Source organism: Bacteroides sp. AF39-16AC, assembly GCF_003602735.1.
GTDB classification, from domain to species: domain Bacteria; phylum Bacteroidota; class Bacteroidia; order Bacteroidales; family Bacteroidaceae; genus Bacteroides; species Bacteroides uniformis.
Map to the genome: position 1 here is coordinate 79,070 of NZ_QTLN01000006.1, position 14,366 is coordinate 93,435.

Genomic DNA, 14,366 nt, shown 5'->3' on the forward strand with positions numbered 1-14,366 from the left:
ACATGAAAATACAGCAATATTTGTTAGTGCTTTTAGAAGTATTATTCCCCTACATGTTGAATGCCGATATCACTGAAGATATTCACTTTTCCCATATTGGTTTGGAGGAAGGATTGTCGCATAGTACGATTTTTGCGATTAATCAGGATAAGGGAGGGAATTTATGGTTTGCGACGTATGATGGTGTGAATAAATATGATGGTTACAACTTTACTGTATATCGCCATCAATATACCCATCCCAATAGTATTGCCAGCGATATATCCCGTTGCATCACAATGGATGATTCAGACCGGATTTGGATAGGAACTCGTGAGGGGTTGTCTCTTTACAATCATTATAAAGATGAATTTTCCAATTATTATTATAAGAGAAATGGCTTGAACGTAGCTGTGACCAGTATTATCCCGATAAAAAAAGATTGGTTGATGTTGGGTACTGCCGAAGGCATTCTGCTTTTTGATGTAAAGAAAGAGTGTTTCCTTTCGGATACATTATCCTCTTCTTTGCATGGATTGCAGCCGGCAGCTTTGGTACGTCAGGATGATTGTATCTATATAGGTACTGAGGAAGGTGTATATATTTATACTTTGTCAAACGGTATTTTGGAGAAACTGGTGGATATGCCTGCCGGCATCCGGGTTCATGCCATTCTGTGCCAGATGTTTAATAGAATATGGCTGGCTACGGAGGGAGATGGACTTTATCTGTACGACATGAAGACAAAGGAGCTGAAGAATTATCGTTATGAAGATGGGAAATCAGGATTGAACTCAAACTATGTGCGTTCTTTAGCACTGGATACAGAGAATCGCCTATGGGTGGGAACCTATGGTGGATTGAATATCTACAAGGAGGGATCAGACTGTTTCTCGTCCATTAAAAGCTCTGAGATTCAGGAAGGAAGTTTATCGCAGAATTCGGTCCGGAGTATTTTCAGAGATTCGCAGGGTGGCATGTGGCTGGGTACTTACTGGGGAGGGCTGAATTATTATCATCCTTTGTGTAACCGTTTCCAGCGTATCAAACATGTCCCGTTCTTGAACTCACTCAGTAATAATGTGGTCAGTTGCATTGTTGAGGATAACAAGCATAATTTGTGGATTGGCACGAGCGATGGCGGTTTGAATTACTATGATAATGCCTCTCAGCTATATAAGAATTATCTATTCAATTCGGGCAATCTGGATGTACCTTTCAAGGATATCAAGACGGTGTATGTAGATGAGGTACAAGATAGAATATATGTGGGGGCACATGCCGGAGGAATGATGGTTTTGCATCGTAAATCCGGTTACATAGAATATTATAATCGTCACAATAGCAATTTGCCGAGCAATAATATCTATTCTATCATTTCAGACGGGTATGGGGGGCTTTGGGTGGCATCGCTGGAATATTTATTGCATTTTGATATAGATAAACGCAACTTTACGATTGTTGATGTAGATGAGGACGGGCACAAATTGCAGCAATACAATCGCTTGTTGTTTTGTGACTCAAAGAAACGTATATGGGCTGGGGGAGAAATGGGAATTTCTGTTTTTAACCAGGTAGGTACCTCTTTGCTCCCTAATACGGATTTTCAGATAGCTTCTGTGTTGAAGCAAGCGTTTGTGAATTGTTTTTATGAAACATCTTCCGGATATCTGTGGATTGGAACACGTAACGGATTGTTTGCTTTGAAAGAGAGTGATAAGCAGTTCCTGCAATATACCACAGAAAACGGTCTGCCGAGTAATGTTATTTATGGAATTCTGGAAGATGCTTACGGGCGTTTATGGATAAGTACGAATCAAGGGTTGAGTTGCCTGAATCCGGAGAGTGGGAAGTTTCGTAATTTCACGATTATGGACGGATTACAAGGCAACCAGTTTAATGCTGGGGCTTATTGTCGAAAAGACAATGGCTACATGTTGTTTGGTGGAGTCAACGGCATTACTTCATTCCGTCCTGAAACGTTGATTGATAATCCTTATGCTCCCAAACCTGTAATCAATAAATTATTTGTTCATAATAAGGAGGTATTACCGGATGATGAAACCGGAATCTTAAAGGAAAGTATTACATACGTGAATCGTATAACTTTATCTTCATCTCAGAATTCATTCGCCATTTCTTTTGTCGTTTCCAATTATATAGCGGGTAAACATAATACATTTACCTACAAACTGGAGGGATATGATAATGTATGGTATAAGCAGAATGATATCAGCCTTGTTTCTTACTCCAATTTACCGGCAGGGGATTACACTTTTTGTATAAAAGCAGCAAACAATGATGGTAAATGGAATGAGGAACCCGCCATACTTCATATACATATATTGCCGGTTTGGTATTCTACTTGGTGGGCGCTTTCCTTGTTTGCTTTGTCGTTTGCTTTGTTGGTGTTCGGTATCGTACGCTTCTTCTGGCTACGCAAGAGTATGCAGGCTGAAATACGAATGGAACGGCTTGATAAAGAAAAGCGGGAAGAGATAAGCCAGATGAAAATCCGTTTTTATGTTAATATCTCGCACGAGTTACGGACTCCGTTGACTTTGATTGTTGCGCCCTTGCAGGAATTACTTGATCGTATCAGTGGGCATTGGGAGCATGAACGGTTGCTTTATGTGCAGCGGAATACCAACCGTCTCTTGCATTTGGTTAATCAGTTAATGGATTTCCGGCGTGCTGAGTTAGGGATATTTGAACTCAGGGCTGTGTATTCCAATGCTTATAAGCGGATATTGAACTGTTTTATGAATTATGAAAGTTTGTCTAAAAGGAAGGATATAGACTATAACTTCTATACAGAGTTGCAAGATAAAAATGTTCTTTTCGATGAGAACTATCTGGATTTAATTGCAAATAATCTGCTTTCGAATGCCTTTAAATATACCGAAGTCGGCGAAAGTATCACTGTGAAACTTTACATAGAAGGTGACAATCTTGTCTTGCAAGTGATAGATACAGGCATTGGCATCCCATTGGAGAAGCAGGAAAAGATTTTTGAACGTTTTTATCAGGTGGAAAATGGACGTGAAGGGAGTGGTATCGGGCTCTCATTGGTTCAACGTCTGGTGGAATTACATCATGGGCGGATTATTCTACAGAGTGAAGTTGGTAAAGGTTCTACTTTTACGATTTATCTGCCGCAGGATGAATCCGTATATACGCAAGAAGAGTTGCTTGGAGGAAGTGGGAATGAAGGAGAACAACGTGTATATTCCACCAATGCAAATGACATTTATATCGGTGATGACGAAAAGTTCGGGGAAGAGGATAGTACGGATGAAGTAAACGGTAAACGTGGTACTATCTTGGTCGTAGAGGACAATAGGGAACTGAGACGGTACTTGGTGAACGGTCTGTCTGCGCTGTTTGATATGTTGGAAACGGAGAATGGGCAAAAAGCGCTGGATATTCTGAAAGACAAGGATGTAGATTTGATTATAACAGATGTCATGATGCCTATAATGGATGGCGTTAGGTTATGCAAGTTAGTGAAACAGAATCTACGTACTTGCCATATTCCGGTTTATATGTTGTCTGCCAAAGTAGATATCAAGTATCAGTTGGAAGGTTTACAGGTAGGAGCCGATGATTACATTGCCAAACCGTTCTCTATGGAAGTGTTGAGAACCAAGATTCTGAATATGCTGCGTACACGTTATCGTATATTCGAGCGATATTCCAATATGACGGAAATAAAACCGGAAAAGCTTACGAACAATACGATGGATGAGGAACTGTTGCGGAAGGCTATTGCTGTTGTTGAGAAAAATATGGATAATGTGGAATTTTCTACAGAACAGTTCGCGCGTGAGATGAATATGAGCCGTTCGAATCTTCATTTGAAATTAAAGGCGATAACGGGAAAATCTGCTATTGATTTTATACATAAGATACGGTTTAACCGAGCATGTCAGTTATTGAAAGAAGGAAAGTATACCGTTTCAGAAATCAGTTTTATGGTGGGCTATAACACTCCTTCTTATTTTGCGGCACGTTTCAAGAAGTATATCGGTTGTTTGCCTACAGAATATGGAAAGAAATGATATTAGTTACTTGGTTATGAAGGCATGTGTAATTGGGGCGTTAATAATTATCTCATGTTTATCAGTTTCGTGTGGGCAAACCTCTTTATGCCAGCTATCTGTATTTAAGAACAGTAGCATCCTTAGCGGAAGGGATACTGTAGAAATGTTTACATTGGTAAATGCGAACGGAATGTCTGTTCAAGTGACGAATTATGCCGCTTCGCTGACGGACGTCTTTGTTCCTGACAGACAAGGGCGTTTTGAACACGTGGTTTTGGGATTTGACAGTCTGGAATGTTATCTGGGAAGACATCCAAAATTGGGAGCTACGGTAGGAAGATTTGCCAATAGAATTAAAAATGCGGAATTCTGTTTGAATGGGCAGACTTATCACCTGGAAAAGAATAATAATGGGCATTCTATCCATGGTGGAACAAACGGCTTTAGTCATCGGATCTTTAAAACGGATACATTTTATGTTGTAAAAGATACAGCTATTGTGGTTTTTAAATATAGCAGTATTCATCTGGAAGAAGGATTTCCCGGTAATCTGGAACTTTCAATAGCTTATAAACTGACTAATCATAATGAGATTGTTCTGGAATATACAGCTACTACGGATAAGCCTACGGTAGTTAATTTTACAAATCATAGTTATTTTAATCTAACAGGTTGCACCAGAAACGTGTTGAATCATATTTATAGGATTTATGCGGATTCCATAACTCCTACAGATTCCATGGGTATCCCTACCGGAGAGTTAATGCCTGTGGTGGGTACTGTATATGATTATACTTCTCCACAATCGGTGGAAAAAAGAGTACAGAAAATGGGAAAAGGATATGATGTGAATTATAGACTGGATAAATACCCAGGTTCGTTAGAGTTGGCAGCTATCGTAGTGGAACCTATATCCGGTAGAGTGTTGAAAGCATACACTACTGAACCGGGAATGCAATTTTATATTCCAAATTCAAATATGGATTATCTTATTGGTCATGGTGAAAAGAAATATGGCAGATATTATGGATTTTGTCTTGAAATGCAGCATTTCCCCGATGCTCCCAATAATCCTCAATTTCCTGCTACAAGTTTGTTGCCGGGAGAAATATATCGGCAGGTCACTATTTATAAATTTGAAACAATATCAGAATAATATATTTAATCAACTAAAGTTTACTAATTATGAAAAAGAAAACATGGAAAAGATGTGTATGTATGATTGGAGTAGTTCTTTTTGCGGTAACGGGTTTGAATGCCAATAATAGAGTGCCTGATAGTCCTATTAAGAAAACAAGAAGCAATACTTTTATTATAGAGAAAGAAAAAGCGTGGGAGCCGGCAGGTGAAGGTGTGGCCAGACAGATTATGGGCTATGATGGGCAAGTAATGTTGGTTAAAGTCAAATTTGAGAAAGGGGCTATAGGAACTCCTCACACGCATTACCACACGCAAACGACTTATGTGGCAAGTGGTAAATTTGAGTTTACAGTGGGTGATGAAAAGAAGATTGTAGAAGTGGGAGACGGTATTTATATTGAACCGGATATTTTGCACGGCTGCGTTTGTCTGGAACCCGGGGTTTTGATTGACTGTTTTGCTCCGATGCGAGCTGATTTTTTGAAATAAGCCTTGAAAAGATGCTTTGTACAATTTGTTTTTCGTGTAATACAAGTTGATAAAGCTACTGTTTAATCGGTTGATTTTCCTTTTGTGGTAATCTGTGAAGTTGTTTTTGCACAAAAATAGTGTGTAGTGAACAATATTGGTATGGAAAAAGTGTAAAAGTAAAAGTAACAAAAACAATACTTTTGCACTTTTTTTAGTGCTTGTCGTATGTTTGTCATCAGAAAAATTCTAAAGTTAAACCTTAGATTATTTATTATGTACAAATTGAAAGAATTGTTTTTAATGTTTATCCTCGCTTTTGTCAGTTTGGCTGCATACGCACAAAGTTTGACAGTAACCGGTAAGGTGATTGATAGTGAAGGATATGAAGTGATTGGAGGTAGTGTAACCATTAAAGGTGTTGCCGGTGTTGGAACAGTTACCGACGTAAATGGTAACTATACTCTGAAAGTGAATGATGCATCCAAAGATGTATTGGTTTTCTCGTATGTAGGTATGACTCCGCAAGAAGTGAAAGTCAATAACCGAAGTGTAATCAATGTGACTCTACAGGCTGATGCCGTATTACTGGAAGACGTTGTGGTAATTGGTTATGCTGCCGTTCCTCGTAGAGATTTGACCGGGTCGGTAACCTCCGTTAGCAGCAAAGAACTTTCTAAAGTGCCAGTAAGTGATGTTACACAAGCCTTGACCGGACGCATGGCAGGTGTGATGGTGCAGCAGAGTGAAGGTACTCCGGGTGCTTCCATTTCCGTACGTGTGCGTGGAGGTATCTCTATCACACAAAGTAACGAACCTCTTTACATTATCGACGGCTTTCCCAGTGAAGACGGTATGTCTACCCTCGACCCCGCTGAAATTGAAACCATTGACGTGTTGAAGGATGCTTCGGCCACTGCCATCTATGGTGCTCGTGGTGCCAATGGTGTAGTTGTAATCACTACGAAGAATGGTAGTAAATCAGGTGGCAAGGCTACAGTGACTTTTGACAGTTATGTCGGTGTCAAAAAGATTGCAAACAAATTGGATGTACTTAATGCCGGTGAATTTGCCAGATTGGATTACGAACGTACATTGTGGAGAATGGGTACAGGAGATTCCGGTGCGGATGGTATGACCAAATGGGAAGAGAGATACGGTAAGTTCAGCGATCTCGCTTCCATATATAATGGTCGCAAGGGTATCGACTGGCAAGATGAAACCTTGGGTCGTAATGCTATTACTCAAAACTATCGTGTAGGTGTATCCGGAAAGACGGAGAAGATGAATTACAGTCTGGCTTACTCATACTACAACGAAGAAGGTGCTATGGTATACAGCGGTAGTAAAAAGCATAACATCTCATTCAACATGAATCATGAGATAAACAAATGGTTAACGGTAAATTCACGTATCAGTTACGACCAGATGCGTGTGGAAGGCATGGGTACATCAGAAGGTGGTGACCGCTTCAACAAGATGCAGCACATCTTGCAGTATCGTCCTACAGTAGGTATTATGGGGGTAGATGAAGATTTATTATACGGCGAAGATCCTCTGTTGGCAGATGATAATGGCAACGTTATGCAGAATCCGCTGATTTCGGCAGCAGAAGAGCTCAACGATAGGGAATGGCGTACTTTCCAGGCCAATGGTGGCGCTACCATTAAGCTGCTGAAAGGACTATCTTTCCGTAGTACGGTAGGTATGCGCTATCAGACTCGCCGTAATGATGTATTCTATGGTGATGAGTCTATTACAGGTAAGCGTTCCAGTATTCAAGGTTCAATTACTAATTTGGAAAATAGCAGTTTTCAGACTTCCAATGTTTTGACCTATTCTTGGAAAAACAAAATTCATGACTTTACAGTCATTGCCGGACATGAATATGTGGAAAGATGGTCACGCAGCTTTTCTGCAAGTGCCAGTCAGTTCCCGAATGATGAAATAGGTTTGGGAGACCTCTCACTGGGTGTTCCGGGTGTTCCCACTTCCAGTGAAAACTACGATGATAAATTGCTTTCCTTCTTTGGACGTATAAACTACAACCTGATGGATAAATATCTTTTTACTGCTTCAGTCCGTGCTGACGGTTCTTCCAAGTTCGGTAAGAACAACAAGTGGGGATATTTCCCGGCTTTCTCGGCTGCATGGCGTTTAGGCGAAGAAGAATTTATCAAGGATCTGGGAATCTTCTCCGACTTAAAATTCCGCATCGGTTATGGACTTGCGGGTAACAATCGTATTGGTAGTTATCAAAGTCTTGCTCTTATGAATTCTGTTACTGCTGCCAATGGCAACGGTGCACAAGCAGGCTATGCTTCTCGTCAGGTGCCTAATCCCGATTTGAAATGGGAGGCAAATAAGACATTCAACGTAGGAATAGATTTTGGTTTCTTGAACCAGCGTATCACATTCTCGCCGGAATTCTACATCAATCGCAGTAGCAACTTGCTGCTGAATGCCAAACTGCCTAACTCTTCCGGTTATACTAGTATGGTTATCAACGCAGGCGAAACTCAAAATTCGGGTGTGGATTTGACTATCAATACGGCAAACATCGTATCCAAAGATTTTACTTGGAACACTTCGGTTACTTTCTCCCACAACAAGAACAAGGTTAAGAAACTGACAGGTGAAGATGTACAGTTGTATCTGGCCAACTTTGGTTATAGTGGTGCGGGGGCATCCCATCAGATTGGAGTAAATCAACCATTGGGACAATTCTACGGTTATGTGACTGACGGATTGTATCAGGTGGAAGACTTCAATTACGATGCTACAACCAAAACTTATACATTGAAGGACGGTGTACCTTATCATGGCGACAAGAAGAATATCCAGCCAGGTTACTGGAAATTTAAGAACGTGGACGGTAGTGAAGACAACCAAATTACTGAAAGTGATAAGACCATTATTGGTAATGCCTTGCCTGATTTCTATGGCGGTATCAACAATACTTTCAGTTGGAAGGATTTTGACTTGAGCATCTTCTTTACTTACAGCTATGGTGCGGAAGTACTGAATGCTACTAAGTTGACCAATACCAAGACTGCCCTTACTAATAAAAACGTTCTGTCGGTAGCTGATGATGCTCATCGTTGGGTGACTATTAATGCCAATGGTGAACTGATTACGAATCCGGAAGAACTGGCAGCAGTGAACCAGGGAAAAACAGTAGCTCATTTCGGTGATAACGGATCCAACAACACCTACATTCATTCTTGGGCCATTGAAGATGCTTCTTATTTGAAATTGAGTAATATCACTTTAGGGTATACCTTCCCCAAGAAAGTGATAAATAAAATTGGTCTGACCAAATTGCGTCTGTATGCAACGGGCAATAATTTGTTTACATGGACTCCTTATACCGGTTTCGATCCGGAAGTATCTACCATGAGTAGCGCGTTAACTCCCGGTGTCGATTTCGGTGCTTACCCCAGAAGCCGCTCTTTCGTATTTGGTGTGAACGTAGCATTTTAATTAGAATTAAAAAGGGAATAATAAGATGAAAAACAAAATGATATATGCGCTTGGCGCAATGATGCTTGTAGGGGTTACTTCTTGTGACCTGACTGAAAAGCCCAGCTCATTCTACGAGAAAGATACTTATTTCGTGACAGAAGGAAAAGCCCAGATGGCTGTAGTCGGAATCTATGACTGTCTTGAAACTACAGACTATTATGGACAAAATATCATGCCGTTCTTTGGGTCGGACGATATGTTCATGGTGCGTGGAACCGGTTCGGACGGAACTCGCCGTGACATATCCCACTATCTGTACAATGCTTCTAATACTTGGATTGCCAGTGTATGGAGATGTGCTTACCAAGCTCTCGACCGTGCCAATGTGGCTATTGCCAGCATTGAGGCCATGTCGGGTTTCGCAGAAAACAAAAACCTGCAGGAAATTGACGGGCAAGCTCGATTCCTCCGTGCCTACATAGCTTTCGACCTGGTGAAATTCTTTGGTGATGTACCGTTCAGCACGGAATATACGAATGGTTTTGCTAATACATCCAAACCTCGTACCGACCGTGAGCTGATTTATGACCAAATCATCGAAGATTTGAATTATGCAAAAACATATTTGAAATCTGGTCGTGAAGTGGCTTCTTCTGAAATACCTTGTAGCGGTGCTGCCCGTACTTTACTGATGCGTGTCTATTTGCAACGCGCTGGTTATAGCCTGAACCGTTCATCGCGTCAATTGACCCGTCCGGATGATACTGCCCGAAAGGGATATTTTGAAGCGGTGATTAAAGAATGGGAAGCTCTAAAGGCTGAAGGCTATCATGATTTTTATGCAGGTGGTTATGAGCAACTGTTTAAGAACTATTCTCAGCTGATATTGGACAATCAGGAATCTCTTTGGGAAATTGCTTTCGAACCCAACCAAGGTTTGAAGGACAATGCCGGTGTGTGGGCAACTTACAACGGGCCACTTGTAGATGCTCCGGGAAGTTATCCCGGCACAAGCAGTTATATGGGACGTGCCAATGCTTTCTTTGTGGTATTACCATATTGGAAGTCTTTCTATGAGTCAAATGAGGATGGAAGCATAAAGGATATACGTCGTGACGTGAATTTCGTGGACTATGCTATCAAGTGGAATAAAAATAAAGAAACTCAGGAAAAATCGCATACTTCTGCCGATATCAACAAAAATCTGAACAGATATCCGGGCAAATGGCGCAGAGAATGGATGGCTCCGGGTTTTGTGGATCCCAACAATACAGGCGTCAATTATGCTCCGTTGCGTTATGCCGATGCTGTTCTGATGGCAGCTGAAGCTTATAACGAAATCGGCAACACAACCGAAGCATGGAAACTATTGAATGACGTCCGTGTACGTGCCGGTGCTACTCCTATAAGTACAGCCAATTATTCAAGCTTGTTGAAGGCTCCGAAATTGTATGATTTGCCATTTATTCCGGATGGTGATGATGCCGGCAGATTCCGTACAGCATTGTATTGGGAACGTGCTTTTGAACTTTGCTACGAAGGTCAACGTAAATATGATTTACTGCGATGGGGTATTCTGGAAGCATCTTTAAAAGCTGCTCAGAACTACATGGAATCATGGATTCCGGGACCAGATGAATATATAACGGATGCTGCACGTAAAGATTGGAATCCGGTGAAATGGGCTAAGTCCAATTACGTAGCAGGCCACAACTTTACCACAGGCAAGCATGAACTTTACCCCATTCCATTGGCCGAAATCCAATCGAACGCGGCTTTGAATGGAGAAAACAATCCGGGATTTGAGTAATTTCATTTTCTGGGTATGAACTGACAATGGATGGAGAAAGTATAAACATCTTACTGTTTCTCCATCCTTGTATGTAAGGATGATAATTTGAGCAGATATAACCTATAGAATATGCATATATTTATGAAGAAATTTTTATTATTTTGTTACGCAGTTGCTACATTGCAGGGATTCTCTGGCTGTTCACCCAGTCAACCAAAGGAAGATTACGGCTGGTTGAAAAACGCGATAGACACTTCTGTGCAACAACTGGAAGAAACAGTGGCGGATGTAGGGGATTCAGTCTTGTTGCCCCGTTCCATCTGGACGGGATACGATATGGATTTTCTCTGTAGCCAGTTACAAAGAGAGCCTGTAACTTTTAAAGACTCCTTGCGGATGAAACCTGTGAAAGATGCCTTGGGAAGCCGTAGATATTGCAGTTCCATCTATGATTGGACAAGCGGTTTTTTCCCCGGAAACTTGTGGTACGCATATCAGTTGACTGGTATAGAAGACTTGAAAAAAGATGCGGTGAAATTTACGAATTACCTATATCCGTTGAAAGATTATAAAGGTACACACGATATCGGATTCATGGTGAATTGCAGTTATGGTAATGCGCACCGTCTGTCTCCTGCCGACACTATCCGTCAGATATTGGTACAGACTGCTGATAATTTGTGCGGTCGTTTCGACTCGAACATAGGCTGTATCCGTTCCTGGGATTTTGGGAAGTGGAATTTCCCTGTGATTATTGATAATATGATGAATCTGGATTTATTGTTTTACGTCAATCATCTTACGAATGATCCCAAGTATAAAGAAGTCGCATTGAAACATGCTGAGACAACAATGAAAAACCACTTTAGGAATGATCATTCGTCCTACCATGTAGTAAGCTACAATAGCGATGGCAGCGTAGAAATGAAATGTACGCATCAGGGGAAAAATGATGATTCCTCATGGGCGCGCGGACAAGCTTGGGGAGTATATGGATATACATCTTGTTATCGCGAGTCGAAAGATGCAGCTTTCTTACAGCAGGCTCAAAATATCGCGGCATTAATCATGGAACGTGTAAAGACTGACGATGCGATTCCTTTGTGGGACTACGATGCCCCGAACACACCGGAGACGCCTCGTGATGCATCTGCCGCCTCTATCACAGCTTCTGCCCTGATAGAGCTCAGTACTCTTGTAGAGGACGGACAAGTCTATTTTGATTACGCCGAGAAACTGCTCAAGTCTCTCTCTTCCGATGCTTACTTGGCAAAAGTCGGCACCAACCAGGGATTTATTCTGATGCACTCTACAGGTTCATTGCCTAATGGTTCTGAAATTGATACACCTATCAATTATGCCGATTATTACTATCTGGAGGCTTTAACCCGATATATGCAAGTAAAAGGAATTGATTATAAATCGCTATAAACAAAATTAATATACCATGAAGATAACAAAGTATATTCTTAGCTTTACTTTTCTGCTGGTTGTGTTATGTGCGGAAGCACAGCAGTTGCGGAAGGAAGCTTTCGACTTACTGAATCTGGATTATCCGGGATTGGAGAGAGTGAAAGCTGCATGTGACCGACAACAATGGGATGAGGCTGCCAAAGCCTTATTGGACTATTACCGCCAACGTACCGGCATAGGACATCCCGATATCGATATGCAGAATATCAAGATCTCCAAGGAAGAACAGAAATGGGCGGATGATGCCTTGGAACATACGTTTTTTGTGCACAAAGGATATCAGCCTTCTTATAATTACGGCAAAGATATCAACTGGCAATATTGGCCGGTACAAGACAATGAGTTGCGCTGGCAATTGCACCGCCACAAATGGTTCACCCCAATGGGTAAGGCATATCGAATCTCTGGAGACGAGAAATATGCCAAAGAATGGGCATACCAATATATGGATTGGATTAAAAAGAATCCTTTGACAGCGGTAGAGAAAGAAGAATACGAACTGGTCAGCGCAGGCGAGGTAAAGGGAAATGCGGAAAATGTACGCTTTGCATGGCGTCCTCTGGAGGTGAGCAACCGTTTGCAGGATCAAACGCTGCAATTCCTGTTGTTCGTTTCTTCAAAGGCTTTCACTCCGGAGTTCTTGACTGAATTTCTGATTAATTATCACCGGCATGCACTGCATATTCTTGGCAATTACTCGGATCAGGGTAACCACTTGTTGTTTGAAGCTCAGCGCATGGTATATGCGGGTGCGTTTTTCCCCGAATTTAAGGAAGCAAGCGAATGGAGAAAAAGTGGGATAAGCATTTTGAACCGCGAAATTAAAAAACAAGTCTATCCGGATGGTGGTCAATATGAATTGGACCCGCATTATCATCTGGCGGCAATCAATATTTTCTGCAAGGCTTTGCGTATGGCGGATGTTAATGGCTTCCGTCAGGAATTTCCAGCCGAATACGTGAATACAGTCAAGAGCATGATTGAGTTTTATGCCAACATTTGTTTTCCGGATTACAGCAATCCTTGTTTCAGTGATGCCAAGTTGGGAGACCGTCCGGCAGAAATCCGTAATTATCAGGATTGGCTCAAGCTATTTCCTGATTGTGAGTGGATTCGTTATTATGCCACAGAAGGTCGTGAAGGCGCTCCCTTGCCCAACCTTTCTCACGGTGCGCAGACTTCCGGCTTCTTTACTTTCAGAAACGGCTGGAAGCAGGATGCTACCGTAATGGTTGTAAAGGCCGGTCCCAAAGGGGAATGGCACTGCCAGCCGGACAACGGAACTTTTGAGTTTTGGTTCAATGGCCGGAATCTCTTCCCGGATAGCGGTTCCTACGTCTATGCCGGTGATGATGAAGTAATGAAACTTCGTAATTGGTTTCGCCGGACAAGTTCTCACAATACGTTGACATTGGATGGGAAAAACCTGCAAACAACCCAGTCTGTCACCAAACTATGGAAGCCCGAAGGCAATGAGCAGATTCTGGTGACTGAGAATCCGCATTATGATGGTTTGAAACACAGACGTTCTGTTTTCTTTGTAGACCAATCTTATTTTGTAATTGTAGATGAAGCCGTGGGAAACGCCCAAGGAGTAGTGAATCTGAACTACCATTTGTGTGAAGGTACTGTAAATATAGACAGAAAGAATAATATGCTGACTACAGTTTATGACGGCCCAAGCAACGTGAAACTGCAATGCTTTGCCGAGAAGAAAATTTCAATGAAAGAAAAAGAAGGCTGGCGTTCAACTGCCTATCGTTTACGAGTACCCCGTACAACTGTATCTTTTGATATAGATAAAAAGGATTCGGACGCTGTACGTTACATAACTATTCTTTATCCGTCGAAAAATACAGCTTCCTTCCCTATATTCAAAGCTAAGTTCCTGAACAAGGCATTTGACGAAAATGGGGTGAAAATAGAAATATCTGTTGGCGGAAAGAAACGTCAATTGGAATATAAACTATAATAACCCGTTGGCGGAATTAATTCATTACCGCTGC

General features: G+C 41.5%; 7 protein-coding genes. All 7 read left to right on the plus strand.

The annotated features are described in order from the left end of the window. Positions 1-2: 2 nt before the first annotated feature. The 7 genes from DW039_RS07555 to hepC all read left to right on the plus strand — a co-directional run bounded on the left by DW039_RS07555 (position 3) and on the right by hepC (position 14,332). Entirely contained in the window at positions 3-4,040 is a 4,038-nt protein-coding gene (locus DW039_RS07555) for a two-component regulator propeller domain-containing protein (RefSeq protein ID WP_022402190.1), read from the plus strand. Positions 4,041-4,056: 16 nt separating this feature from the next. Further along, positions 4,057-5,178, plus strand: coding sequence for an aldose epimerase family protein (locus tag DW039_RS07560; protein ID WP_057281527.1), 1,122 nt, complete (start codon positions 4,057-4,059; stop codon positions 5,176-5,178). Positions 5,179-5,207: 29 nt separating this feature from the next. Further along, entirely contained in the window at positions 5,208-5,651 is a 444-nt protein-coding gene (locus DW039_RS07565) for a cupin domain-containing protein (protein WP_229081847.1), read from the plus strand. A gap of 255 nt (positions 5,652-5,906) precedes the next feature. After that, positions 5,907-9,113 (plus strand): TonB-dependent receptor, encoded by a 3,207-nt coding sequence (locus DW039_RS07570; protein WP_120381840.1) that lies wholly within the window; start codon positions 5,907-5,909, stop codon positions 9,111-9,113. Between the two features lie 25 nt (positions 9,114-9,138). Beyond that, a complete protein-coding gene (locus tag DW039_RS07575; protein ID WP_016272383.1) occupies positions 9,139-10,905 on the plus strand; it encodes a RagB/SusD family nutrient uptake outer membrane protein in 1,767 nt (588 codons plus the stop codon). Positions 10,906-11,028: 123 nt separating this feature from the next. Further along, positions 11,029-12,318, plus strand: coding sequence for a DUF4995 domain-containing protein (locus DW039_RS07580; RefSeq protein ID WP_120381849.1), 1,290 nt, complete (start codon positions 11,029-11,031; stop codon positions 12,316-12,318). Positions 12,319-12,334: 16 nt separating this feature from the next. Then, positions 12,335-14,332, plus strand: a complete 1,998-nt coding sequence (hepC, locus tag DW039_RS07585; RefSeq protein ID WP_120381841.1) for a heparin-sulfate lyase HepC — start codon at positions 12,335-12,337, stop codon at positions 14,330-14,332. Positions 14,333-14,366 lie beyond the last annotated feature (34 nt).